Origin of the sequence: [Clostridium] polysaccharolyticum, assembly GCF_900111595.1 — a bacterium.
GTDB classification, from domain to species: Bacteria; Bacillota; Clostridia; order Lachnospirales; family Lachnospiraceae; genus Clostridium_AI; species Clostridium_AI polysaccharolyticum.
In genome coordinates this window covers 1-26,716 of record NZ_FOHN01000009.1, presented here as the reverse complement: position 1 = coordinate 26,716, position 26,716 = coordinate 1, and the positions used below count along the sequence as shown (strand labels likewise).

The window sequence follows — 26,716 nt, the reverse complement described above, 5'->3', positions numbered from 1 at the left end:
TCACCTCAAAATAATTATTCCTGCTCCTTAAGGAGCTCATAGTATATACCTTTGTTCTTTACTAGTTCTGTATGACTTCCCGACTCAACCACATGTTTATTATCAATCGTATAGATGATATCTGCATTTTCCACAGTCCATAACCTATGTGCTATCACAATTAATGTTTTTCCTGCTTTGCACATTTCATCCAGATACATCATAATTTTTTTCTCATTCTGGATATCGAGATTTGATGTTGCTTCATCTAGTATCATAACATCTGGTTCTCCTAATAATGTTCTTGCAATTGAAATTCTCTGTTTCTGTCCACTAGAGATATTGATTCCATTGTCTCCAAGAATAGAGTCGTAGCCATTTTCCTGCTCCATAATAAAGTCATAGATTTCTGTCACTTTACATATTTCATCTAGTAACGCATCTGTTATTTCTCTTCCCAGTGTAATATTATTCCGAATAGTATCTGGGAAGATATATGGGTTTTGACGGCAGTATCCAATTTTTGAAATGAATGCATTCTGGTCTACATCATTCATATTTACTTGGTTGACACAGACAGTACCTTGTGTCGGACTTAGAAGTGAGAGCAAAATCCGTACAAGTGTTGATTTTCCAGATCCACTTTTTCCAATCACCCCTATCTTCTGTCCTGCTTGTATCTCCAGATCCACATGATCCAGAACATTTTCCTGTTTTTCAAAAAAACAGTAGCTGACAGCCTTAAGTTCCATTGTTTCAATTTTATTAAGTGGCTGGAATCCTAATTGCTTCTCATCTTCTTTGCAAATCTCATAAAGCCTGTCAATCTTAGCACCAAGATTTGTAAGGTCTGAAATTACCGAATAAGCCTGCTCCATATTTCCTAACAGCATGTAACAGAACTGATACCCGATAATATATGAAGAAACGGAAAGTTTTCCATCTGCCACAAGACTTCCACCAAAAAACAAAACAAGTGCAACTACAATCCATTTCAAAATACTGGTTATGCTAAAGTTCAAATTACCATAAAAGTTAATGCGTTTTGCTTCCTTGTAATACCGTCTGAAATACTCATGATAACGGTCTATTTCCCATTTCCGCCTGTTATTTAAGAGAATGTCCTGTGTTGCTGCCAGTCCCTCTTCAATCACTGCATGCAGCTGATTTGTCTTATCCATATAGACAGAAAATTTCTTCCAGAACTGTCTCATAAACCAGCGTCCAGTCACAACATAGAGAAGCGTAAGCACAATGACAGCCGAAAAAATTGCCCAGTTTATGAACAAAAGAACACAAGCAACTACAACGGTCTGTAACAAGTATCGAAGCCCAACTAGTTTATTACAGATATCATTGCTGATTTCTTCCGCATAGTGCGTTAACAGCTCTACATAATACTGCCGCTTCTTTTTACTTAATTTCTGTAATGGAAGATTATATACACAAGCTAAGGTACTATATACAATGCACCGTTTGACTGGATTCTTTATGTGGATTAAAATATAATGCTGCAACAAAAAGAGAAAGAATCCATTCATTGCAATCATGAGTATAATACCCAGTGCAAATCCCATTCCATGATTACAGTCTGACTCGGCTAACATATCAATTACATATTTTAGAACCCATACTTCCAGTACAGAAAATGTCATTGATAGACAGAGTAATACACTGGAAATAAAAAGCTCTCGCTTAATTTTTGCTTTCCTAAGAATCCACTGTATCTCCCTTATACTTTTACTAATCATTTTCCACAATTCCTTTACTAACTAATTTTCCTAGATATCCATTCTTACGAATCAGTTCGTCGTATGTTCCATCCTCAACAATTTTTCCATTATCAAGTACCAGAACTCGATCCGCTTTCTTAATTACAGAAAGCCGATGGGCACAAAAAAGAACCGTCTGATTCTGATTCATTAGTGACGCAATAATTCTTTTTTCCACCAAAAAATCCAAACTGGATGTAATTTCATCAAGCAGCAGTATTTTTGAATTTCTAAGAAGGCATCTTGCCAGTATAATTCGCTGTCTTTCCCCGCCTGACAGATTGTCTCCATGATTATTAAGCACTGTATGATATCCCTCTGGCAGTTTTGTAATAAATTCATCTGCTTGTGCAAGTTGGGCAGCTTTATAAATTTCATCTTCTTTGGCATCTAGATTTCCAAACTGGATATTTTCATAAATGGACATAGCAAACAGATAACTTTCCTGTAGTGCAATGCTCATATTCTGATGAAGAAATTTTGCATCATACTCATTTATCTGCCTGCCATCAATTAATATTTCTCCAGAATCAACCTGATAGCTTCCAGTAAGAAGTTTTAGTATTGTTGACTTGCCTTCTCCGCTTCCCCCTACCAATGCTACTTTTTCACCATGCTTAATGGTAAAATCAAGCTGGCTTAGCACAACTGGCTTTCCCTTATATGCAAATGTTACGTTATGAAAGACAATATCTCCTCTTTCTATTTGTCTTGTAGTACCAGTAACTCTTTCTTCTTTTAGCTGCTGCATAAAATCATATACTTTCTGGATATTATAAATATGCTTATCCTGGTTCACAATTACCTGATCCAGATTTCCAATTGCTGAAAATGCCATGTTTACATATAGAAAATCTGCTATGCATTTTCCAAGACACTGACTTCCTTTCCTTGTTTCTAGCAAGCACAGGTAGACATATACAAAAAACGCTATCATCTTGCAGATGTAAAACACACTTGTTTTTTCACTGCTTAGCAAAAAACGCTTTATATTGGTGTCAATACTTTTCTCCAATGCCTGATTCAGACGTTTCTTGCTCCAGTCCTGTGCCTTGAAAATTCTGACCTCTTCAGCTGCTTCTATAATGTCATAAGCATTCCGGTTGAATTCCATGGTTGCATCTGCATTTTCATGACCATTTTTCTCGATTCTTTCCCGAAGCCAAACATTACAAAACACGACACAAAAAAAGCTAGCTATTACGATTCCCGCAAGACAGAAACTTTGATGAATGCATAGCATGATAACAGCAAGCAAACTGGAAATAATAACTGTCACAAACTTAGGGAGACATTCTGAAAATAAAAAATAAAAGGAAATTACGTTATTGGAAAGTAATGAAAGAACCTCTCCTATGGAAACTTCGTTAATGTAATGCATTCCCATGTCTCTTGTCTTGTTGTAAACAGCTAACTGCACTTCTTTGGTTCCCCACTCGGCATATATCATTTCAAATGTCTTTAAGAGTATGTAGGCTGCTATCATGACAATCACAAGAATTGCTAGATAACAAGGCATTTTCCCGAGTATCTTTTCTGTTGTTTCATCCCCTAATGCATCAATAAATGTCTGAAGCAACATCAGTACCATAACTGAAACTGCTTCAAATAGAATACGGAACAGAATTGCAAGTACGAAAAAAACAACATACTTTTTTAGATATTGAAGACTCCAGAAAAACAGTTTACAATACTTGATTTTTTCATTCTCTTTCTTCATTTATTGATTCTCCATGATATGCTTAGCTGCTTTTTTTAGTTTCTCCACTTGATCGGTACGCTCCCAAGGCAAAGAAACATCACATCTGCCAAAATGTCCATATGCAGCAGTTTTTTGATAAATTGGGCGGCGTAAGTCAAACTGCTCAATGATTGTGGAAGGACATAAATCAAATACTTCTTCTACTGCCTTTACAATTACTTCTTCTGGAATCATACTGGATCCATATGTTTCAACTAATACAGAAACAGGTTTTGCTACACCAATTGCATAAGCAAGCTCAATTTCACATTTTTGTGCTAAACCAGCTGCAACAATGTTCTTAGCCACCCAACGTGCTGCATAAGCGGCACTTCTGTCTACCTTTGTTGGATCCTTTCCTGAAAATGCTCCACCACCATGTTTTGCATAGCCACCATATGTATCTACAATAATTTTTCTTCCAGTCAATCCACTATCTGCATGAGGTCCTCCTTTTACAAATCTTCCAGTTGGATTGATTAAAATCTTGGTTTCTTCATTGAATAAATCTGCTGGAAGAATTGGCTTAATGACATATTCTACAATATCTTCACGAAGTTTATCCATGGAAATTTCGTCTGTATGCTGTGATGAAACAACAACTGTATGGATATGGACAGGAGTTCCATTTTTATACTCTACGGTAACCTGAGATTTTCCATCAGGTCCTAAGTAACAGAGCAGACCTTCTTTACGGACTTTTGTTAATTGAAAACAAAGCTTATGAGCTAATTCGATTGGAAGTGGCATAAGCTGTTCTGTCTCCTTGCAGGCATATCCAAACATCATTCCCTGATCTCCTGCACCTGTTTCCAGTTCTTTGACTTGATCCCCCTTCTTTTGTTCCAATGATTGATTAACACCAAGGGCAATGTCCTCTGACTGTTTGTCTATGGATGTAATCACTGCACAAGTATTGGCATTGAATCCAAACCTCTCATCGCAAAAACCGATATCGTTGACTACTTTCCTAGCAATCTGAGGAATATCAATTCTGGCTTTACTTGAAATCTCTCCCATAATGTAAATTACACCTGTTGTAATCGTTGTTTCACAGGCAACTCTTGCTTTTTGATCCTCTTTTAAATATGCATCCAGAATCGCATCCGAGATCTGGTCACAGATTTTATCTGGATGACCTTCTGTTACAGATTCTGATGTAAACAAATAATTTTTCATTTTGACCTCCTATAACTTCTAACTAATTCTAAAATTATACATGCAAATATTGATATTCTGTTTTTCCTATGCTATAGTTTTTTTGTATTAAAAAATAACACAAATTTATTTTGAAAGGAAGTTAATCACATGATTTTTACTGGTAGTATTTATTCTCAATCTCTTGATATTGACACATGGCTACATATTGTATATCCAGACCGTTCTTGCCAAAGTGTTCCCCCAAAAGTAATCTACATGCTACATGGTTCATCTGGAAACAGTTCCAACTGGATTGAAAACACCATGCTTCCACTATATGCCCAAGAATATAATGTGGTATTTATTCTTCCTGAAGTCGGCAATACCTGGTACCGTGATATTCCTTATCGTGGTAATTACTTTACTTATGTCGTACAGGAACTGCCTGACATGATTAGTAACATCTTTAAGTTCCCTACAGACAGGGAAAATGTTGCTATCATGGGAAACTCCATGGGAGCTTATGGTGCACTAAAATGTGCGTTGCTGCATCCTGAAAAATTTAGCCTATGTGCTTCTTTTTCCACAGCATGTGTTACAGTTAGGGAATATCTGGACGAACTCCGTGAACAAAAGGAAGACATCCAGAATCCCAATATGTTATCTGTATTTGGTTCTGAACTGAAATGCAATGACGATGATGAGCTTCTTAAACTTGCGAAAAAAGCAAATAAATCCGACCTTAGCCCTAAAATTTATATGTCCATTGGCAATCAGGATTTTCTATATGAACCGAATATTGATTTCAGCAAGAAAATGAAACAGCTTAATCTCGACTACACCTTCGAAATCTGGGACGGTGAACATAATTGGCATTTCTGGAATGAATCCTTAAAACATGTTTTAGATAAGTACTATGCATAAAACATAATCCAAAGAGAATATGTACGTATTACATTTTTCGACATATTCTCTTTTTTACTGATTAATGATTTGAAACCTGTTCCTTCATAATGCTCTCATTTTTTCAAACGTACGATTGGACATAAGCTGCTCATAAGAAACCGCATATCCTTGTTTCTCCAGTTCTATCTGCACTCTTGCCAATCCAATTGAATCTCCTCCAATATCAAAGAAATCATCCTGTCCACTAAATTCATCCAGATCTAGTACATTCTTCCAGATTGTATATAACAAATCCTCTTTGTCTTCCTCTTTTTCTTTGTTTTCCATAAAATAACTGTACATCTCCTGTAACTTAGTCCTGTCAATTTTGTTGTTTACTGATAATGGCATCTCTTTTACATAATAGTATTTCTGCGGTACCATATACTCTGGCAAGATTTCTCGCAGATATGTCCGAATATCTGCAAATGCTTTTTCTTCATTATCCAGAAAGCATATCAGTATTGTTTCACCGTAGTGATTCTTCTGGGCAATTACTGCTACCTGTCCAATAGATGGAATATTATGTAGCACTTTCTCCACTTCGTTTATCTCAACTCGGTTTCCCCTGATTTTTACCTGTCCATCTATTCTGCCGCAATACCATAATACTCCAGAATCATCAATCATACCTAAATCTCCTGTATGATATCGCACCTGCCCGTCATCTGTCTTAACAAACTTTCTGGCTGTACTTTCTTCATCCTTCCAGTAACCCTTTGCCATACTAATGCCACTTATACAGATTTCACCCATTTCATTTTGGGTACATAACGTACCATCTTCACGATACAAATAGACTTTTGTGTTGGCGATAGGTATCCCAATTGGCGTTTCGTCCCATTTTTCATTCAGTTCTTTTTCAATCAGGTAATAGGTAGCATAAATAGCAGATTCCGTCATTCCATATATATCTGCTATTCTGGCTTTTTCAAAGCAGTCATTGAATTTCTTAACTAAATCAATGCTTATATGCTCTCCACCATTAAATACCCAAGAAAGATTTGGAAGAGGTTTTTCAATTTCCTGCTCTTCTATATACTCTAAAAAGACTTTCATCATAGATGGTACAAACTGCGTATAGGAAATCTGCTCTCTCTCAAACCACTTATACAAAAAAGAAATGCTTTTTGCGTCCTCATTTTTGATTATAGATAGCTTTGCTCCATTGAGCAAAGGCCAAAACATTTCCCATATGGAATCTGTAAACCCAATCGAAGTTTTAAACGCAATGACATCTTTCTGATTAAGCAGAAACTGCTCACTTAACCAGAATAATGTATTCATAATTGCTTTGTGTGATACAGCAACTCCTTTTGGTTTACCTGTTGTACCAGAAGTATAGATGATGTAAGCCGTTGAATCTGTATTTTGTATTTTGCTCATCAGTGGCTCTTTTTCATTCTGGTTACCGACAATTTCGCTGTAGGTATATCTTATGTTCTCTAGTCCTTTGATTTTCCTGGTAATAACTTCCCTTGTCAGATCAATCACCATAGATGCACCTGTATTTTTTATCATATATTCGATCCGTTTTGCAGGATAGGAAATATCAACTGGGACATAGATTCCTCCGCAATGCATAACCGCTGCTGCTGTTGCAATCAATTCAAAGCTCCTGTCTCCTAGTACGATTACTGCACTTCTAGGCTCAAGATGAAAACCTTGCAGATTCGAAGCAATTTGCAAAATGACATGACCTAGTTCCTTATATGTAATCTTTTTCTCGTAATCTATGATTGCAACCTGACTCTGGTATATTTTGCACTCCTGTAAGATAAACTCACTTAAGGTAATATCAGGGTAATTTTTGTCTGTTTGATTGATTGAATCAAAAATATTAGTCTGCATCATTCATTCTTCCTTCTCGAAAAAAATCTACTAAACGATCAATACCTTCCTTATATTTTTTTGCAGAGAAGGATAATCGGATTGTGTATGGCAAACCAAAGTCTGATCCAGGTACTGTAGCTACTTGTTTCTGCATTATAAGGTCTTCTGCTAGCCGTAAACTGGTAGGATAGTTATGTTTCTTCATATACTCTTCACAGTCTACCACATAATAGAAACCTCCTTCCGAGTGGATAGGTTTAATTCCCTCAATATTTCTTAATTTCTCTGTGGTGTAATCTCGGCGTTCTTTATACCCTTTCACCAGCGTTTTTACTTCTTCCGGCTTATGCAATGCCTCAATTGCTCCAAACTGTACCACTGGATCAACTGTCAGCTGGGTATGATGTAACATAACTGTCATAGGCTCGATAAAGTCATCTGGAACAATACAATATCCGACTCTTCTGCTATACATTCGGTATGCTTTGGAAAATGCATTCGTTGTAATGAAAGTGGACTTTGTATTTTTCAAGTTCATTACGGATTTGTTTTTCTGATCAAAGTATACATTCGCATAAATCTCGTCATTGATGATAACAGCCTGTCCATTTACAATTTCATCAATCGCATATAATTCCTCGTCTGTCAATACATTTCCTAAAGGATTTCCTGGAGTATTAATTACAACAATCTTTGTCTTATCTGTAAAGTTAGCTTTGAAGGAATCTAAATCTAGCCGCTTTGTTTTTGGATCAATCTTGTAATAGTTTACATTCGCTCCTGCTAGCATTGCAGAAAATCGGTAAAGGGAATAATATGGATGAGGAAGCAGCACATCATCTCGTTTGTCCGAAAGAATTGCGAACAAATTCCTGAACAGGGTACTGGTACCAGGTCCGATAATAAAGTTTTTTGCTGGTATATCAACCTGAAATTCCTCCTTATAGTATTTTGAAAGTTCCTCCTTTAGAACTGGGAGTCCACCAGGATAAACCAGTGCACTCTTCTTAAAATCACCAAGTGCATTCTGCATGACTTTGATAATATCATCATGGAGAGGAAGTTCTGATTTTCCCAATGTAAGTCTGATTACTTCTTTTCCTTCATCATATTCCATATGATTTGCCATATCATCTATTACAAACATGAGAAAGCGCTCGTCTGTAAAGTCAATATCTAATCTACTCTTCATTTTAAATTCTCCTTATATAATATATTTAGATTGATAAGTTGAAGTGGATATGGAAGCTACTGGTCATTGCTAATTTTTTTGATGCAATAAAATACAATCACTTCGTGAATAATCATTTCTCTTCTACATATTTTCAAACTTGCTTTTGCAGTTTTTTGTGATGCATAAGTATCCTCGAAATATGTAAAAAACTTTTTTCATTTACTTATTGACTTTGATAGTTTATCTTCTATCGCAATCACAAATGTTTTCTTCTCTAGGTAAATTCCTCAACCATTTGAAGAAATTCAATCCTGTTTCCTTCTGGATCTTTGTAAAATACAATTCTTGACTTTCCTGCTTTTGGAATATCTACTTCAAATATTTCACTTTCCCTCTCAACTCCAAGCTGCTTAAGCTGCTTGATTTTATTCTCAATAGAAAGGGTCAGAAGCGTTATTGTCGCAGATCTTTTTTCTATCACCTTACATGGAACTCCATATTTTACGTACTGAAGCAGTTCAATCATTGCACCACTTTTTGATATTCGTAATAATACAATCCGATATGAATCATAGCGGTTTTCTGATGCAAAGCGTACCAGTTCTCCAGAAACTACATGATCTGCCACAATTTCCATTCCTAATTTACCACAGTAAAAATCAATCATCTCCTCCATAGAGTTTACAAAAATATCAACATGCAGTAACATCTGTTATCTCCTGTCCTTTTCACTTATCTTTTTCTCTATAGTTGCTACCATTGCACCTAATGTTTCAAAATTAGCTGGTGCCATATCTTCTTCAGTAAAGGAAATACCAAATTCATTTTCAAAGAAAATAATTACCTTAACAATACTGATAGAATCAATAAAACCACTATCAATCAGCTGCTGGTTATCTTCTAAATCCTCTACATCATGAATAACATTTGCTAAAAGATACTCTTTCACAGTTTCTCTCATATTCATGTTCTCACCTCCTTCCAATGAAACAACATATTTCATGTGCTGTCGAATCAGCCTGTATACGTCTTTGGTACGCTCTAAAATTACTAAATGCGTTCCTGAAACAAGACATGAGAATTGTGAATTTTTTACATTTGAAGAAGCAAATCCAGACTGCATATAAGGAGCTACCTGATCACATTCTGCACCAATGAATAAAACTGGCGTCTCTATCTGCTGCAACAATTCTGTTATATCGTATGTGTAGTATTCCATACACATATTTAAAAAATTCACCATGGTTTCTTTTATTGAAAATGGAGCCAGGAGACACTCTCTATGTTTCGCTGGCATAATCTCATAAATATAGTTTCCGCTTAATGCTTCTGTATCTTTAATCGGCCTGTTAAACATACCGTTATGTATAATTTTCATATAGAAATCCAACATTTTAGGATTATTATGAATCAGCTCTGCAATAAGCTGTATATTCTCACGGAATTTTGAATGATATGGTTTACTTCCCTCAAATGGTGCGAATTCCCCACATACAAAAATCTGTGACAATAGTTTTTCTGGATGATAAATATTATAAAATACAGCAGCTTTTGCACCAGAACACCATGACATCAAATGAAACTTACTGATTCCTTCCTTCTCAATGACTGCCTCAATATCTTTGACCTGATCCATTACACCACAGATGTAGTCTTTCTCTTCACCTGGTTTCTCAATATCATACATCCCTCTTATATTCCAGTAGATCATATAGTAGTGTCTGGAAAGCATGGAAACCAATGGATTCCATGCTTTGTAATCTACTCCATATGCATTTACAATTAGAATAGGAGTTCCTTGTCCTACTGTGTAGTACACTAACTCTTTTCCATTCTGTAAAAGCACTTGTTTTTGTTGCAAAGGAACTTCATTCTGCTCAACTTCTTCTGTATCAATATGCTCATTTATAGAATATAAGATTTTCTTCTTTTCTTCAGGTTTCAGTTGGAATTTTGGGATGTATTCCTGATAGATGTTCCAGAAAATACGATCAATAACTCCAAGTTTTTCTTGTTTATCCAGTCTAGAGTCTATCCTATACTGTAATCGGAGTCGTTCTTGACAATATACGGACAATGATATTGTTTTGTCATTTCTCAGCTGATAACATTCCTTATCTTCTTGTATCGGCTTACTTGCCAATTTTACAATCTCTTTCACAATACTTTCTTTCTCAATGCTGTAAACTTCACTGTTTCCATTCTCACAAAGTAACAATGGATATTCTTCAAAGTAAGAAGGAATTCTATCGTTAACCCAAGTAACAAAATCTTGAATTCTTAAGTCGAGAATACTTCGTATATCACCATCCTCAGGCATTCCTTCACCAAACTCCAGATAAGGAGTTTGATAAATCCGGACTGGTATCTGATTTTCTTTTGCAATCTTACAAAGATATTTTTCCAACTCCTGCTGAAGCTGAAATACAGATTTTTTCTTAGCATCTGCTTCTCTTTCCTGGTATATACTTCCTACTAAGTGTATCTCTTCAATTAGAAAGTTTTTTAGCACCTTGGCAATCCATAACTTGTACTGTTCAAACTTTTCCTGCATCGTCTCCATATAGGTAGCACCAAAAAAAACAAGATGATCAAAACACCATAAAATCACTCTATCTCCTACTAGTTCACCTTTATTTCTTTCTAAATCATATACTGGAATCTGATATGCAGCCGACAAAGCACTTGCTATCTGCTGTTCCATTTCACTATAAATTCCTGTAAATGCAAACACTTTTTCCATACTGGTTCCTGCCTTTTCTTCTTTTTATACTAAACATCCTGTTTCGAAGAATTCCGCATCCGCAAGTTTGCTTCCAGTGCCTTATTGTTACGGAATACTTGCATAAGCTTATCTACATTCTGTTGGTAAAACTCATTTACCTGATCTTGCTCTGTACTAATTAAGTTTTTGAATATATTGGAGAACTCAAAGAATTCCTTAATAGTAGCTCCTTGTGATATATAGTAGGCAAGTGACCATAAATTAAACGACAGTGCTGGCATGAAATATGTTTCATCTATAGAACGAATTGCTTCTGTAACGATTTTTCCTGCCTCTGCACTGTTCATGTCTTTATGAGACCAACTGTATCCATAACCTTCTAAATTGTAATATTTTTTTTCATCGTTAATTGGAACTGCATTTTCGAAAAACCAGCACTGCAAATCATAGAACGTAGGTTTTGCTTCTCTGATAAAACGGATGGTTTCTGCTGCTGTTTCTTTCGTTTCACCTGGAAAACCAATTACACAAGATGCATAGCTGATAATATGGTGCTTTGTTAGCTGCTGGATACCCCAGAACAATTTTTCGCGAGTAACACGTTTGTCCATATTCTTAAGAATGGTATTGCTTCCTGATTCAATTCCCAGAATAACTCCTAAACATCCTGACTGTTCCATCAACTCGTAAGTTTCCTCATCAGAATGAGAAATACGGAAAAAGGAACACCAACGGAAATTGTACTGTTTGCGGATCATAAGACGCATAATTGCCTTAAATCTTTCAAGCGGAATATTCAAGGAGTCGTCAATGAAGGTAATGTACTTCACACCTATGGAGTGAATATAATCAAAGTTCTTTTCAATGGACTCCAACTGCATGTACATAAGTTCTCCACCAAGAATTGGATAACGACAGAATGCACAATGCAGGCTGCAGCTAATGGCTGTCCTCACATAGACTGGTGGCAAAATGTGATTTTCATAAAATGTAAATTTCTTAACTGGATCCATATCCAGTGACAGGTTTTCTGCCTGTTTTACAGTTCTTCGGATTTCGTTTCCTTCCCTATATAAAATATTTGGTACAGAAGCCAAATCTGGTTTCTCTTTACATAATTCCAAATAAACACGATATAAGGTTTCTTCTCCCTGACGTTCATGGATAAAAATATCTGCTCCAATTCGCTGCAAAAGATATTTCTGCTGTTCATCATGATACTCATAATTAATACTGTTGATAAATGGTCCACCTACAATTACTGTTACATCTGGGTTAATGCTTCTTATGTATTCTATTTCTTCTCGAAGTGGAGCTGCTTCCACGATACAAGTAGAAGAAACTGCAACGAACTTCGGTGTACTGTTCTGAAGCAGATAGCGAAGTCTCTCCTTGCCGAAATTGTAATTATTAATTGGTTCAATGATTACATTTCGGTTCTGGAAATAGTTACAGATGTAATGAACTGCCATATTTGGCATTCTGTAAATAGACAAATCACTTTTCATCCCCAGTGACCGAGTAATACTTTCTGTGACAAGTTCACTATATTTGAGGCGTTTTCCATCCACTAACGCAGATCTGGAAATCATATGTTCATAAGATGCACCTTTTGTTTTATATGGCTCAATCCTTTTAATTATAGTTTCCATTTTTTCATCATTGAATCCGATAATGATTCCTGCTACATCCATACTTTATACCTCTCCTCCTTCCTTAACCTTCTTATATAAATAGGAGATTGTTGGATTCGTAAAGAAATCCTCAAAATCAACCTCAACTCCATAAGATGAAAGTATTTCAGCTAATAATGTCATAACCCGCAAACTATCTCCACCTAGTAACATAAAATTTTCATTAGGTTGAATATTATCTACCTTAAGTATTCGGCAGACAATTTCCGTGATCCCTTTCAGTAACTCATCTTTTGGAGCATTTCCATTCTCCATTTTTTCTTTCCGTATTTTACCTGGAAGCGGGAGTCTTGCCCGGTCAATCTTATTATTGGCTGTCAAAGGCCATTTATAAATTTCCATATAATGATTTGGAATCATATAAGATGGCAGATACTGTGCTAAGTAAGGAGACAGCTCCTCGATATCAAATTCCTTTGCCTCTTTCCATCTGATGTAAGCAATGATTTTTTCATAGCCTGTACTTTTATCTAGGACAACAAGGGAATCCTTAATGTTTTGATGCTGGTTCAGTATGGTTGTAATTTCATTCAGCTCAATTCTGTGGCTTCGTATCTTAACCTGGCTGTCAAGTCTCCCCATATACTGAATAGTTCCATCACACAGGTAAATTCCTTTATCTCCTGAACGATAGAGATATCTGCCTTCAAACTGAACTGGCGCATCCGCCAAGAAGGATTTTTTATTTAGTTCAGGTCTGTTAAAATATCCTCTCGAAACACCTTCTCCTGCAATAAAAATTTCTCCTTCGCAGCCAATAGGTACTTCTTTGAAATTCTCATCCAGAATGAAAATCTGCATATTATCGATCGGACGTCCAAGAACTGGGTAATCATATTCGCAGCCGTTTATTTTATAGAATGTAGTGTCAACCGTGCATTCAGTAGGTCCATATACATTGAATATTTGAATTTCTTTTTCTTCTCGGAGAACATTCCACATTTTCGCAGGAATCGCTTCTCCACCTAAAAGAACAAGTTTCAGATTATCACGACAGGTATCCAGAATATGCTGTTCTAGAAGTAAATCCATCTGAGATGGTGTACAGTCAAAAACATTTACCTTCTTGTCTTTCAGGTACTGAAGCATCTTATGAACAGAATTCCGAACTGCTTCTGGAATAATTGCGACACAATATCCATGAAGGAGTCCAACAAGTTCCTGTACTGATGCATCAAAACCAAATGGTGCATTTTGTGATACGACTGGTACTTCAACTCCATCTAGACATGGATATGTATATTTCACTAAATTCTGATACAGGTTAATTACTGACTTATGTTCTACAATGGATAACTTAGGATAACCTGTGGAACCAGATGTATAGATTCCATATATAATGTTACCTTTATGGATTGGAAAATCTAGATTCTCCTTTGGATAACAGCTAAGGATATCCTTATCCACATTAAGCATGAGCTGGCTGCCCGCTGGAAGGTATGCTTCGTATTTGTCATTAGTAACAATCATTTCCATCTGAATATCATCCAACATAAATTTAAGTCGCTTTGTAGGAAATACACCGTTATGTCCTGGATTTAATGTATCCGGATCGATTGGCACATAACCGTTTCCTGATTTGATAATACCAAGAATGGCCGTAATAAATGCAATGGATCGTTCCATAAATACTCCAATAAAAGACTGGCTGCCACTTAACATTTCACAAATATAATGTGCAACTTGATTAGCACGTTCATTTAGCTCCTGAAATGTAATAGATTCCGCCCCACACTGCACAGCTATGCGCTCTGGATGACTGGCTGCCTGTCTTTCAAATAATTCATGAAAGGTAACATCATCTATCTCATTACGTGTTATCTTTGTAAACTCATTGAGCAGAAGAGCTTCTTCTCTGGCTTTCCAATCTAGGTCTTTAACTTTCATATTTGCATCATAAGTAAACTGTGCAACTAGCTTATCCATCCGCCCACACATCAGCCTGTAATAAGTGTCACAGAATCCATTGCACAAAAACTGCATCTCAATTACATTCTGCCTTTCCGTACACTGAAGATGCCAGCCACATACTGGATTATCTTCCTTTTCCATGCCTTCAGCCACTTCTGATTTTATATAATGAAAAAAGCCATCTGCACATTGTTTTTTATCACAAAGTGTTTCCAGCTTCATCTGACATATCAGCTCTTTTATTGTCGTATCCTCTTCTACTTCAAAGTTTACGTTGCAGGCTTTGTCACCCTTCTTTACATGAATTCTTACTTGATTCTTCTGATACATTCTGGATAACAGAACTGCATAACAGGCTAACATCGTATTCTCTAGTGTAACAGATTCTTCTGATACCCTGTAAATGAGCTGTCCACATATCTCAAGTTTATTCATAACCAAATTCTCCCTTCTTTCTCCTGATTAATTGTTTTTTGTTTGTGCCAATTCTATTAAAGACACACCCATGTCACCTGTCTTTTCGAAAACAAATGCAATTTTCCTGCTTTCAAATCCAATAACAGGCTTCTCAATTATCTTCATGTCTAGCTCCTTAATGGCAGATTCAATATCTTCAGTTTCATAGCATAGATGATGTAAACCTCCGCCATCTCTGGAAAATTCAAAAACAGGTGAATCTTCACCTGCTGGTTCTATGAATTCCACTGTTGTCTGATCAAGTGTACTTATCATACAGATTTCCACCTTCTGAGATGGAACAAATTCGAATTTGTACGTTATATCCGTTCTCTCAAAGTGGTCCAGATATGTTCTTAATGCTGTATGAACATCCTTGACTACAATCCCAATATGATGAAGTCTATACTTTTCTGGTAACCGTTTCTTATTCATTTTTATTTCCTCTTTCCTGCATAAATTTTTCTGGAATCTCAAATTCAGAGTATAAAGTTTCCCAATTGTCTCCACCAACACACTGAGCCAGTTTTTTCCCCATAAGCTTAAATGTATCTGCAAAGCTACCACATTTCTTCTGTTTTTCAAGTAATGCTTCATACGCCTTATACGCAGTATCCTGTTTTATGGTTTCTACCATCTCTTTAAGAGTATCATATTTATTATTCAATGCCAAACCGTTAATATAATCAATGTATTTGTTACTCTCTTCTCCTTCGGCTTCATTGTAACAGATTTTATTTGAAATAGAGTTAAAGTTCACATCCACTCTTGTTACAACTGCTTTCTTGAAAATATCTGACTTTTTCCTATAGAGCTTTTCTAGTCCACGAATGACAGAAAATACCCAAGGAAGTCCTGTATGTTCACCCTGAACCAATCCTTTTTCCAACAGTTCCTCATCATTTCGAAGCTTCTGATAAATGTATCCTTGCAATGTATACTGCTTACGGTTTAGTACATGAATGACAATTTTATCTATTCCGATACTGTCCATCCATAATACAGAATTGACAAACACTTCTATCATCTGTTCTTCTGTTAATCCTGGCACTCCAAACAGTACATTCCCAACTGCCTTAAACTTATTCTTATGCAACAGTTCCACTGCATCTTGGATTTGTGCATTTGTTACACTCTTGTTTAGCCATTCATTTCGAATCCATTCATCAGATACTTCAACACCAAAATCAATGGAAACACGTTTTCGGTTGGCAACAGATTTTTTAAACGACTTAAGTCTCTCTTCTGTAACAGTTGATGCTCTAGCCTCTACATTATAAATAAAAGGTGCATCTTCAAAAATGTCCTCTCTGAATAACTCTTCACATAATTCTTCTGGTACCTCACTATGGTCAAGCGAATCATAACCAGATACATTCTCAATTACATTGCTTTTTGCATTTTCCCCTCGTGAGTTGATAAATCCTTGTTTGACTGCTTTGGCATACAAAGCAGGAGACATTTCCCTAAGAGCCAGCAGACTTCCCTGACGTTTTGCAAGTTCTGACTGATAATCACACATACTACAACCGGATAACTGACCTCCTGCCATTCTATATGGGCATCCACATGTGTCAATATAATTCATATTTACACCAATATATGGAAAATACTTCATTTCAGACGCAATATGTCTTTCGTACAGTTCCTCTGCACTAAGTTTTTTTGCTGCTTCATATGCCTCCTTATATTGTTTTGTAACTGGTTTCCAAATCTCTGTTATAATCTGATCAATAAACATAGTTCTCCTCCTTTTACATAGATAAAACAATCTGTGCCAACTGATTTAGATTGGTTACTCCATTTGGATCAATTATTTCCTCAGGAAATTCCACATCCAGCTCTTTTTCCATGTTTATAAGAAGCTTAATGAAAAGCAGAGAATTTAACCCCAGCTCTAATAATTTTTTTTCATAATCAGCCTCCTGCAGCTCAATTGATAATTTTTCAATCATGATTGTTTTCATTATTGACTTAACTTTTTCAATTGTCATACATTTGTCCTCCTTTTTTATCTAAAGCATTTATAATATAAAGCATTATATTGCAAATACTTCCCTCTTTATGTTCTATAGTGGTTTCATAACATTTCCCCATTCATAAACCCCATAAAAATCATCCTGCCACTGGATCAATGCTACATTATTCCAGTATTCATGCATCCCATAAACAACAAACGGGATTGCAATCTTGCGAAGAAACATATTGTGGCGGAACATCGTCTCATCATTGGTATTGACGAGCAGAATACTGCTCTCTTTCCTAGATGGATTTTCAATCACCTGCATCACACAATATTGTCCACAGTATTCTTTTCCTTCATAAAAAAATCCTTCTTGTTCAAACGAAATATAACGGTTCAATGAAATTCCATATTGTTCTTCCAGCTGTTTCCTATCCAGATTGATAAGAATCAGATTCTTGCTTTTTTGTTCTTCCTTTATGGTATCCGTCTGATAAATCGGGTAACAGACGTGAATGCTGTTGTAATATCCATTACTTTTTGGTGACTGGAACTTTTTCGCAACACTCATCTCTTTGTCCGAATACCACTTTGGCACCACAATCCGTACCGAACCAGTATATACATCAAGAAGTCCATTTCCCTTAGCCATGTCTCTCTCAGGTTTTCTATCGGGATTTATCTTAAAGGAACCTTTTTCATGGAATCGAATTTCGATCTCATTTCTGTTATATTTGTAGAACCATACCAGATTACCATTCACATTCACATAAAATTTTCTTTTGTTCACTTCTGGTGGGAGAACTACTGTAATTCCTTCTGTATGTTTTGTAATGAGAAGAATATTACCATCCTCTTGTATTTTTGCTTTTACCAATCCACTCTTTTGTCCTTTCTGAATTCCCCAGATAGAAATCCAGTATGCTTTGATATTCCGATTGCGTTCCGTACGGAAATAAATTTCCTTGGGATACTCTTCTCTTATCTTTCCTTGGAATATCGCCTCAATATCGTATATTGAAAAATTCGTAACCGTGTGATGAAGAAGTCCATCCTCTCGTATTTCCTTATAACGGTCATTGGTTCCAAGCTGCTCTTTTAGCACGGTTTCTTTTCCTGTATAGCAGCTGTCCATATTGGAAATCACATTGTACACATCTAAATTTGCGACATTTCTTATGTTTGGCTCGTACGGATATCCCGATATTGGAAATGCTGCTGCTGCTAAGTCAGGATAGTTCTGAATCAGAGACCATACTCCATAACCACCATTACTTTTTCCTATCAGAAAGATTCTGTCTGTATCTATCTCATACAGCTGTTTTATCTTCTCAATTCCTTCAAAATATGCAGCTTCACTTATATAACTTCCACCTAGAATACCTCTTCCTGAAAGATTTACAATGATATGCTCTTTTGGTAATTCCTCAAGCTTTATATAATCAAAATCTAGAATTCCAAGGCAAAAAATAACAGGATACGTTTTATCTCTGTCATAATCAGCGGGGAGCATAACCTGCATTTCCTGATAGGATAAATCTAAATCTGATAAGTAATATACACTCTTAATTATTTTTTCTTCTAATGGTTTTCCATTGAAAATCTGCATCAGTTCCTGACAAAGCTGGTATATATCTTTCTCGAATGTTAAATCATTCTGGATTTTTGCAATCCTTCCAAAACACTCTTCCTTGCATTCTTTGTGATATGCTATATAATGAATTGCTTGTTCTACTATCTGTTCTACTTTCTTCTCTGGCAGCTTTATATAAATTTCAGGTGCATATGTGAAAACATCACATACTGCCTTTACCTGCATCAATTCATTCTCTTGTAACGGAACAGATACTTTATATGGCTTAAATGGTTCTATTATTATTTCATCATACACACTCTGGTTTTTCTCAATTATAATGGAATATTCCTGCCTGTCACTATTGTGTGGTATCAGGAAGAACCAAAGCATCTGCTCCTTGTCATCATACTGGCTTGGCAACAAAACATGCTCTTTCTGATAGATTTCCTTTCTGCGAAAAGGAAAACACTCATGGTTTATATTCTCATAAGGCAACAAGTTAAGATATACATAGGGCGGAAATACACTCTTACGTATTCTGTGGAATGCTAAAACAATATGGTTTATCCCACTCTTAAGCTGTACTTGATACTGCACTGCCTGCTGCCTTTCGGAACAGGCATCAATCAGCCTTCCATTGAGCCAAAGTTTACTAAATCCTGGCATGTCTCTTTCTAAAAATGCCTTTTGAGCAAATCCAGTCAAAACCTTTGCGTAAAGATAAACCGTGTTCTGTTCTCCAAATCGGCTAAGATCATTGGCGTAATAAATATTCGTATCTTCAAACACTTGAAAATTCATTTCCTTCTGTTCTTCCATCAAATTGATTTTGTCCTGCACCCTGGAAGGTATCTCCAAAGAAAACAAATCAAAGGATATTTCTTGTTCCACATCAAGCACAAGATATTGTTCTATATGAATATTCTCACACTGGAACTGGACTCCTTTATATTCCATTATCAATCACCTCGTTTCTTTGCTTTATGCGTTTTTTCATAGATTTTTGGTCAAATAAAAAAAAACTAAGTTATTTAGTTTTTTCTCCTCCTCTTCTAATAGAATCAGTTTCTTCTTTGCCTCTTTTCTTTTCTCTTCTAGGTTATTTCCCTCGAAAATCGTATTCAGAATTGCCAGACGGACCACTTGCCAATTGCTTAAGATGGACTCTAAAAGCTGTTCTAGCTCTCTATTCTCCAAAAATAAATTCCATTTTATTTTCTCAACAAGATATGCATTGTTGATTGCATTTAGGCTCTCAAGAACTTCCTCCATTACCCCGTCAGCATACTCTCCATCCGACAGATATTCCGACAGCTTGTTCTTCATCTGCATCCTTATCATGTCCTGCACTGCAAATTCAGGTAACATCTTAAGATAGTTTCTTGCATATATGGACTTAGCAGATTCCTTTATGCTTTCAATTTCTTGTTTTTTTACATTTTTGGCATAAGAAAAGCAGGTGAGTAACGGCTCATCTGCTTTGTGTCTTCCATATAATTCTTGATAACTATTTATAGCATTTTCCAAACTTTGAAATGATATTCTCTTCTCGGAATAATTCAAAGTATTTTTTTTCGTCTGCTCCATTACAATGAACTCTTTTTCCACTTCGTCATATCCATAGAGCAACATACTATGATCCAAGTGTTCCTTATGGAAAAAATCTTTCCTTATCTCCTCCTCATAACAGTCTACCAAGGCAATTACTGGACTGTCATAGTCTATGGCCTCAATCGCATGTTGAATAATATTCTCTCGCTGGTAAACATAACTGCATTTCACATTTTGTTCCCGCAAGACCAGATCCATTGACTTTGCACATAGATAACTGGCTGTCCCATGTAAGCAGTTTTCAGGAGTACTGCAATATAAAAATACCTCATTGGCAATTACTGACCATATATCAACTTCAAAATGCTTAAGGATTGAGAATAAAGAATTATAATAACAATCCCGATAAAAAAATTCATTGAATGGTTCCATATGTTCTATTTTTTTCATGACTACATTCCGAGAGCTTTTACCCCTGGCACTTATAACAGAAACTATCATGGTTATTCACAACACCAATAGCCTGCAGATAAGAGTAGGTTGTAACTTCTCCCATAAATTTCATCCCTCTTTTCTTTAAATTTTTCGAGATCTTAGCAGCTAGCCCCTGATATTCTTCTGGTAACTGATTATCATGAATGGTTATAATCTTGTTATCTGTAAACTTCCATAAATAATTGGCAAAACTGCCAAATTCCTGCTGTATTGCTAAGAAGACTTTGGCATTATTTACAGTCGCTACAATTTTTGCTTTGCTCTTTATGATACGATCATCTGTTTGCAACTGTTCTATCTTTTCCTGTGAGTAATCCTTAATAAGTTCTGGATCAAAATTATCAAATGCGGCACGGAAACCTTCGCGTTTCTTCAAAACAATTACCCAGGATAATCCTGCCTGAAAGGATTCCAGTACCAACATTTCAAATAATAATCTGTCATCGTAAACAGGTTCTCCCCATTCCTCATCATGATATTTCTGTGTATAGTCATCTACCCATATGCATCTGCGTAATTTTGTCATTTCCAATTCCCCTTTTCTTTCTGCTCACACATATCAATGTGATACTTTACATAATTCATTATTTCTCTGCTTCTTTCCATCATAATGACATGTACTGCTGCAGGCAGACAATAAATCTGTGCATGTTCTATCTGCTGATAAGCCCAGTATGATTGCTCCATAGGAGCAACCTTATCATGTTCTGCTGTAATAAGCAGTACATTGTGTTCTATTTGCTGTAAATACTCTGTTATGTCATGTTCATAGTATTCAATACAGATCCGCAGAAAATTAGCAGTCTGCTGCTCAGACTGAAATAATGCTAACAGATAATCCCTGTACTCAACTGGCAGAACTTCGAAAAACTGAAAATCTTCTTCAATTGGTATTTCTTCTGGTGGATTTCGGAATATTCCATCAAAAATCAGATTCATATAAATTTTAAGCAGATTGCTCTTTCCATCTAACAGCTCTTTTACTAAAGGCAGATTGTCCTGAAACTTTGACGAAATCTTCTTCATTCCATCATAAGGTGCAAAATCACCACACAAAAACATGAGAGACTTTACTTTATCTGGATTCCGTACTGAATATATAACTGATGACTTTGCACCCGAACACCAGGCTAATAAATGAAAATCCTGTAACTTTTCATTCGCCACAACTCTCTCTATATCCTTGACTTGTGATTCCACTCCGAATAGTCCTTTAGCAAATAATTCCTGATTACCTGTATCAACCCCACGGATATCCCAAATTACAACATAATAATTTTTGGCAAGCTCATAAATCAGATTATCCCAAGCTTCTACAAATGCACCCAAAGCATTCACAATCACAATCGGAATTCCATTGCCTACTGTGTAGTAAGTTAATTTCTGTTCCTCGTCAATCGTAATAACTTTTACATTTTTATGTACAGTTCTCCGTTTTTCTAAAAGACATTTTACAGCTGAATCTTTCGTACATGCAAATAATGTCCAACCAGCATCAGAAGCCAGTTCTGTCGTGCTGCAATGCTCCTCGTTCCTTTGTTCTTCCACCAAAAATGAAAGGTAACTCTCCATAATCCGCTGAAACAGATTGTCTATGAGGTTCTGCTTCTTGAAAGAATCAACCCATTCAATTTGGATTTTTTCTATGCTGTCATTCTGAACTCCCTCGCATACCTTACTTAAAAAAAACTCAGCTAGAACCTTAACACCTGATTGGAACCAGTATTTGTTGTTTTTCCCCTTTCTATTATAGCATTCCATAATCCAATTTACCAGTTCCATTTCATTTGCAAGGGTGAGCACTTTGTTTTTATAATACTGAAGATTAAGTTTGTGCTTTAAAAAATAATCTGGAATTCTTAGCTCAACCCATCTTATGAAATAGGCAAGCCAATACGCACATCTCTTTATTAAATCCATTTCACCATCTGCCACATCATAGGTCAAACATGGTACATAATAAAAATTCACTGGTACCATAATGTTTTCCAACAAGCAAGAAAGTTCCTTCTCCCTGTCTCTGTACATGGAAGTAATTATGTTAAGTTCACTGACCTTAATATTCTTTAGCTCCCCAAGAAGATATTTCCTATCTTCTTCTCTCTTCTTTACTTCCTGTCGCTTCCTCACTTCATCAGAGAATGGCTGAAATTGAAATACTGGTTCGCAAAAGCTGTCCGTAAGCCAGACAACAACTTCCTGTTCCTTGCAGATTTGTTTATAGTCTTCGTTTCCACCCATTTCTGAAGTAATCCTATGTATACATTCAAGAATTCGAATAAATTCTTTTCTTTCCATAATATTCCGAATATCGTATACTACATCAAAAAAGGATTTACTGATTTTACTGTAAACAACATCCCCATTGTCAATAAACTGTCCTGCTAACCGAAGTTCTACAAAACTTTTTATATTGAAGAAAAATACTATTCTTTTCAAAAATATTTCCTCCTAGCTTTTTCAATTGTCAGAATCTTGACCACCGCAGTTTTTCTATATTCACTTGTATATCTATTCGCCGAAACAGAATTAGATTGTCTTTATCATACCCTATATTTCCATATGCGTAAATGTGCTATAGGTATAGTTAAGCAGGATTTTTTAGATAATTTACAGCTTGTATTTTACAAGCTTATGGAGACAACCTCTGCCTTGCAGACCACAGAACTAAAAATGAGAAAACCTTACATTCTAATCTAATTCTTCCATGTATTTCCTGGATTATTACAGTATTCTTGCAGACAAAATCAACCATTATGAATACATTCGAAACTTAAAACCTCTTATAACATAAGACTTATCAACTGCATAAGCCATAAGGCTTATTTAAGTGTACCTAAAATCACAACTTTCCGTATTTTACTTTGAAATTCGTACTTTGCTAGAATTTTTCTTTGTCAATGTTTAAAATTGCGAATAAGCTTCGCAATTACTTATTATAATTATTATACTATTAAAAGTTTAATTGTTTTTTTCTTATAACATTCATCTACAAGCCAGTCATAACTTAATCCAACTCGATACCTATACTCCTCCTCTAAAATGCCTAACCACGGTTTTACCCCTGGATTTAAATCCACACTAGCCATTCTTTGCTGTAAGTAATTCACTCCATCCTCATGTTTATATATATGATCTAATCCATTTTCTTCATATGCTCAATCCACAATGGAACATTGATAAAATATCTGGCATTCTGATTAACATATGCAGGTGACTCTGTATTCTTGCAAGGATAAGCCTCTCCTGCTGGAAATGGGCAACCAGTATACAACAAACGTAATTCATTATGAATCTGACCTACAAAACGATAATTCGGATAATCTTTTTGAACATTTCTAAGAAACTCTGAAAATTGAAGATTGGGATACATATCTGAATTAAGACTAACTTTAGAATCCGTATTCAGTTTAACTTCTTTCACACAAAGCTCTGCTCCGTTTAAGTAAGCAGAAGGACAACCAATTATGGTAAAATCTTTTTCTTCACGATATCCTAATTTTTTTAAATAGGTTGCTGTAAACTCTCCACGCAAACCTAACTTAGCTGACTTTTCTAATACAGCATTTACAAAATTCTTTACATCTTCGTCTAAGAATGCCAAACCGGAAAAGTCAGGTTCATAAGCTGCACGAATCCCTACTCCAATTACAATGCATGGAATAGTAAGCTTCTTTATCAGTGCGGTCAAATCCTTTAAGTATTGCATAAAAGTCGGACGAAATGCATCTGCTAATGGAATAACGAATGCCTGACACTCTTGACTGATACGCTCTGCATCTTCTAAATTTGCCTGGTAACGAGTTGTTTCAAATTCCATATCCTCTGTGGCAAGAGAATTAAATACACTATATTGATACACTAAGTTTCCCGCATTGCCACCTACCACATTTCTCATCAAACAATCTTGTGGAGTAACTGTTTCATATGGCAAAACACCTGCACGAATATATATATTTTCTTCATTAACTTCCTCTCGCTTTCTATAAGGTAGTGTAAAGCCTAACTACCTTTTCTATTTTTCAAACCTTCTATTTTCAAGGATTTCTAACTTTTTTCAAATAAAAAAGCAATGACCCCCTTTTTCTGTTATAATGTTCATCGCCTAACAAACCCAACATGAAAGGATATCATTGCCATGAACATTATACTTTATCTTCTACAAATTATTCAATACCTTTATCAACAAAATATTTTTCTTATCAAATTTATCTGCAGATACATCCATCTCAAGCAGTGGGCTTTTGATGATTCCCACTCCCCTGAGTACCAGAAATTTAAAACCGATGATCTTCCAAAAGTCATCTGCCACAAGCAGGACTGGGACTGGAATGACCTCTTAAAATACTATGCCAAACGCTACAATAAGGTGCTGAAACCCGTTGCACGCCGCAAGGAATGTGACATCTCCGAAGACTGCCACTGCCCTTCCTGCAACGCTCCCATGCCCTATCTCTACCGTAACAATGGCAAGAAAGGCCAGATTCTATGCAAAGTGTGCCAGACCGCCTTCTCACCAGAAGAAAACCGCTTTCACAAACAGTACACTCTGAAATGTCCCCACTGTTCCCATGCCCTGGTTCACAAGAAAGACCGCACAGGCTCTCAAAGACCTCTACGGAATTGAAATTTCACACCAGCAGGTTGCCAGCTACTGCAAGACAGCAGCACTTGTCGTAAAACCTTTTGTGGACAACTATCATTATCCAAAAAGCTCTGTATTTACCGCCGACGAAACCTACATCAAGGTTCGTGGCGTAAAAGGATTTATCTGGTTCATCATGGATGCCGCTTCACGCTCCATCATCGGCTACCGGGTTTCCGACAACCGCGGGGTTGGTCCCTGCATTCTTGCCATGCGCCAGGCATTTCTTCATTTAGAAAAGCTTCCAAAAAACTTTAAATTCATTGCCGATGGCTACAGTGCCTATCCCCTTGCAGCCCAGCAGTTTGATCTGGAATCGAAAGGTAAATTCAAGTTTGATATCACACAGGTAATTGGCCTCACCAATGATGATGAGGTATCTAAGAAGCATCGACCATACAAACAGATGATCGAACGGCTGAACCGCACCTACAAAATGTCCTACCGCCCTACAAACGGCTTTGACAGCTACAACGGTGCCAACTACGATCTTACCCTGTGGGTTGCCTACTACAACTTCCTGCGCCCACACAAACACAACAAGTATCAGGTTCTGAACAGGGTTGAAACGCTGGAAAATGCACCAAACATGCCTGCCAAGTGGCAGATGCTTATTTTCTTAGGCCAGCAGACAATTCTTCAGCTCCAAAAAACTGACCTGCCTGACTGTTCCTAGATTCCAAGTCCGAGGGAATACCAGCCATCCCGAAGGGACGTGCCCTTGATAGCACATAGAAACAATGCTACAATGCTGTGAAGCAGACGGTGAAACTTAACTGTTCCTATAAATGCTAACATAAATAAGTACAGAAAATCTAATATAAATATGTACAAAAGCTGATTATAATAGATTCCTGATAGGAGGCGCTATTATGATCATTCAAACTAATATAACCACTGATTTAACTATATATTCCTTAAATGATTTAACTAAATTAAAACCTTTTCTGGAGGATTCAACATTGAAAATTAATAAGAGCCAAATTGCTCGTGAACGGAACGTCGATAGACGAACGGTTGACAAATACCTGCATGGATTTGAAAAATCTCATACAAGAAAGAAAAAATCTGTTATAGATGACTTTCATTCTATCATAGAAGAACTGCTTTCCGATT

At 36.3% G+C, this 26,716-nt stretch carries 19 protein-coding genes and 2 pseudogenes; 3 read left to right on the top strand and 18 right to left on the bottom strand.

Annotated elements, in window-relative coordinates; translation table 11 throughout:
- Nucleotides 1-14: 14 nt before the first annotated feature.
- The 3 genes from BMY85_RS07370 to metK are packed head-to-tail and all read right to left on the bottom strand — an operon-like array spanning nt 15 to nt 4,671.
- Nucleotides 15-1,730, bottom strand: a complete 1,716-nt coding sequence (locus BMY85_RS07370) for an ABC transporter ATP-binding protein (RefSeq protein WP_092477635.1) — start codon at nt 1,728-1,730, stop codon at nt 15-17.
- Entirely contained in the window at nt 1,723-3,471 is a 1,749-nt protein-coding gene (locus BMY85_RS07365; RefSeq protein WP_092477634.1) for an ABC transporter ATP-binding protein, read from the bottom strand. The genes BMY85_RS07370 and BMY85_RS07365 overlap by 8 nt, the downstream gene beginning before the upstream one ends.
- A complete protein-coding gene (metK, locus tag BMY85_RS07360; RefSeq protein WP_092477633.1) occupies nt 3,472-4,671 on the bottom strand; it encodes a methionine adenosyltransferase in 1,200 nt (399 codons plus the stop codon).
- A gap of 129 nt (nt 4,672-4,800) precedes the next feature.
- Here metK and BMY85_RS07355 point away from each other — a divergent pair, with 129 nt between their 5' ends.
- Nucleotides 4,801-5,556: an alpha/beta hydrolase gene (locus BMY85_RS07355; RefSeq protein WP_092477632.1), complete on the top strand. Its 756-nt coding sequence runs from the start codon at nt 4,801-4,803 to the stop codon at nt 5,554-5,556.
- Between the two features lie 84 nt (nt 5,557-5,640).
- On the opposite strand, the gene BMY85_RS07350 is transcribed toward BMY85_RS07355, so the two are convergent.
- The 15 genes from BMY85_RS07350 to BMY85_RS07290 all read right to left on the bottom strand — a co-directional run bounded on the left by BMY85_RS07350 (nt 5,641) and on the right by BMY85_RS07290 (nt 24,889).
- Nucleotides 5,641-7,431, bottom strand: a complete 1,791-nt coding sequence (locus BMY85_RS07350; RefSeq protein ID WP_092477631.1) for a non-ribosomal peptide synthetase — start codon at nt 7,429-7,431, stop codon at nt 5,641-5,643.
- Nucleotides 7,418-8,602 carry a pyridoxal phosphate-dependent aminotransferase gene (locus BMY85_RS07345; protein ID WP_092477630.1) on the bottom strand — a complete coding sequence of 395 codons (1,185 nt, stop codon included), beginning with the start codon at nt 8,600-8,602 and terminating at the stop codon, nt 7,418-7,420. Before BMY85_RS07345 ends, BMY85_RS07350 begins: the two co-directional genes overlap by 14 nt.
- Before the next feature lie 256 nt (nt 8,603-8,858).
- Nucleotides 8,859-9,293 (bottom strand): VOC family protein, encoded by a 435-nt coding sequence (locus BMY85_RS07340; protein ID WP_092477629.1) that lies wholly within the window; start codon nt 9,291-9,293, stop codon nt 8,859-8,861.
- A gap of 3 nt (nt 9,294-9,296) precedes the next feature.
- Nucleotides 9,297-11,327, bottom strand: coding sequence for a phosphopantetheine-binding protein (locus BMY85_RS15880; RefSeq protein WP_242939696.1), 2,031 nt, complete (start codon nt 11,325-11,327; stop codon nt 9,297-9,299).
- A 29-nt stretch (nt 11,328-11,356) separates the two neighbouring features.
- The gene (locus BMY85_RS07330; RefSeq protein ID WP_092477628.1) at nt 11,357-13,003 is read right to left on the bottom strand and encodes a PhpK family radical SAM P-methyltransferase; all 1,647 of its coding nucleotides are present in this window, start codon (nt 13,001-13,003) and stop codon (nt 11,357-11,359) included.
- Nucleotides 13,004-13,006: 3 nt separating this feature from the next.
- A complete protein-coding gene (locus BMY85_RS07325) occupies nt 13,007-15,349 on the bottom strand; it encodes a non-ribosomal peptide synthetase (RefSeq protein ID WP_092477627.1) in 2,343 nt (780 codons plus the stop codon).
- A gap of 27 nt (nt 15,350-15,376) precedes the next feature.
- Nucleotides 15,377-15,805 (bottom strand): VOC family protein, encoded by a 429-nt coding sequence (locus tag BMY85_RS07320; protein ID WP_177180686.1) that lies wholly within the window; start codon nt 15,803-15,805, stop codon nt 15,377-15,379.
- A complete protein-coding gene (locus BMY85_RS15575) occupies nt 15,798-17,111 on the bottom strand; it encodes a radical SAM protein (protein ID WP_177180685.1) in 1,314 nt (437 codons plus the stop codon). The genes BMY85_RS07320 and BMY85_RS15575 overlap by 8 nt, the downstream gene beginning before the upstream one ends.
- Before the next feature lie 13 nt (nt 17,112-17,124).
- Nucleotides 17,125-17,364, bottom strand: coding sequence for a phosphopantetheine-binding protein (locus tag BMY85_RS07315; RefSeq protein WP_092477625.1), 240 nt, complete (start codon nt 17,362-17,364; stop codon nt 17,125-17,127).
- Between the two features lie 75 nt (nt 17,365-17,439).
- Complete coding sequence (locus tag BMY85_RS07310) at nt 17,440-19,866, bottom strand: hypothetical protein (RefSeq protein ID WP_092477624.1); 2,427 nt, start codon at nt 19,864-19,866, stop codon at nt 17,440-17,442.
- Between the two features lie 36 nt (nt 19,867-19,902).
- Entirely contained in the window at nt 19,903-20,910 is a 1,008-nt protein-coding gene (locus tag BMY85_RS07305) for a cysteine peptidase family C39 domain-containing protein (RefSeq protein ID WP_092477623.1), read from the bottom strand.
- Nucleotides 20,911-20,929: 19 nt separating this feature from the next.
- Nucleotides 20,930-21,481, bottom strand: a complete 552-nt coding sequence (locus tag BMY85_RS07300; protein WP_092477622.1) for a DNA-3-methyladenine glycosylase I — start codon at nt 21,479-21,481, stop codon at nt 20,930-20,932.
- Nucleotides 21,478-23,394, bottom strand: coding sequence for an alpha/beta fold hydrolase (locus tag BMY85_RS07295; RefSeq protein ID WP_092477621.1), 1,917 nt, complete (start codon nt 23,392-23,394; stop codon nt 21,478-21,480). Before BMY85_RS07295 ends, BMY85_RS07300 begins: the two co-directional genes overlap by 4 nt.
- A 506-nt stretch (nt 23,395-23,900) precedes the next feature.
- A complete protein-coding gene (locus tag BMY85_RS15570; protein ID WP_177180684.1) occupies nt 23,901-24,065 on the bottom strand; it encodes a hypothetical protein in 165 nt (54 codons plus the stop codon).
- Nucleotides 24,066-24,091: 26 nt separating this feature from the next.
- A complete protein-coding gene (locus BMY85_RS07290) occupies nt 24,092-24,889 on the bottom strand; it encodes a polysaccharide pyruvyl transferase family protein (RefSeq protein WP_092477620.1) in 798 nt (265 codons plus the stop codon).
- 204 nt (nt 24,890-25,093) lie between these two features.
- On the opposite strand from BMY85_RS07290, the pseudogene BMY85_RS16260 reads away from it, so the two are divergent.
- Nucleotides 25,094-26,276 (top strand): annotated as a pseudogene (locus BMY85_RS16260) (IS6 family transposase).
- Nucleotides 26,277-26,472: 196 nt separating this feature from the next.
- A pseudogene (locus tag BMY85_RS07280) lies at nt 26,473-26,716 on the top strand (IS21 family transposase); the annotation flags it as partial.

Excerpts from the sequence above, each read along its gene's own strand:
- BMY85_RS07315 (WP_092477625.1), bottom strand. The coding sequence starts at position 17,364 with ATGACAATTGAAAAAGTTAAGTCAATAATGAAAACAATCATGATTGAA.
- BMY85_RS07340 (WP_092477629.1), bottom strand. The coding sequence starts at position 9,293 with ATGTTACTGCATGTTGATATTTTTGTAAACTCTATGGAGGAGATGATT.
- BMY85_RS15880 (WP_242939696.1), bottom strand. The coding sequence starts at position 11,327 with ATGGAAAAAGTGTTTGCATTTACAGGAATTTATAGTGAAATGGAACAG.
- BMY85_RS07320 (WP_177180686.1), bottom strand. The coding sequence starts at position 15,805 with ATGAATAAGAAACGGTTACCAGAAAAGTATAGACTTCATCATATTGGG.
- BMY85_RS07350 (WP_092477631.1), bottom strand. The coding sequence starts at position 7,431 with ATGATGCAGACTAATATTTTTGATTCAATCAATCAAACAGACAAAAAT.
- BMY85_RS07330 (WP_092477628.1), bottom strand. The coding sequence starts at position 13,003 with ATGGATGTAGCAGGAATCATTATCGGATTCAATGATGAAAAAATGGAA.
- BMY85_RS07305 (WP_092477623.1), bottom strand. The coding sequence starts at position 20,910 with ATGAAAAAAATAGAACATATGGAACCATTCAATGAATTTTTTTATCGG.
- BMY85_RS07345 (WP_092477630.1), bottom strand. The coding sequence starts at position 8,602 with ATGAAGAGTAGATTAGATATTGACTTTACAGACGAGCGCTTTCTCATG.
- BMY85_RS07310 (WP_092477624.1), bottom strand. The coding sequence starts at position 19,866 with ATGGAATATAAAGGAGTCCAGTTCCAGTGTGAGAATATTCATATAGAA.
- BMY85_RS07325 (WP_092477627.1), bottom strand. The coding sequence starts at position 15,349 with ATGAATAAACTTGAGATATGTGGACAGCTCATTTACAGGGTATCAGAA.
- BMY85_RS07355 (WP_092477632.1), top strand. The coding sequence starts at position 4,801 with ATGATTTTTACTGGTAGTATTTATTCTCAATCTCTTGATATTGACACA.
- BMY85_RS07365 (WP_092477634.1), bottom strand. The coding sequence starts at position 3,471 with ATGAAGAAAGAGAATGAAAAAATCAAGTATTGTAAACTGTTTTTCTGG.
- BMY85_RS15575 (WP_177180685.1), bottom strand. The coding sequence starts at position 17,111 with ATGTTTATTGATCAGATTATAACAGAGATTTGGAAACCAGTTACAAAA.
- metK (WP_092477633.1), bottom strand. The coding sequence starts at position 4,671 with ATGAAAAATTATTTGTTTACATCAGAATCTGTAACAGAAGGTCATCCA.
- BMY85_RS07370 (WP_092477635.1), bottom strand. The coding sequence starts at position 1,730 with ATGATTAGTAAAAGTATAAGGGAGATACAGTGGATTCTTAGGAAAGCA.
- BMY85_RS07300 (WP_092477622.1), bottom strand. The coding sequence starts at position 21,481 with ATGACAAAATTACGCAGATGCATATGGGTAGATGACTATACACAGAAA.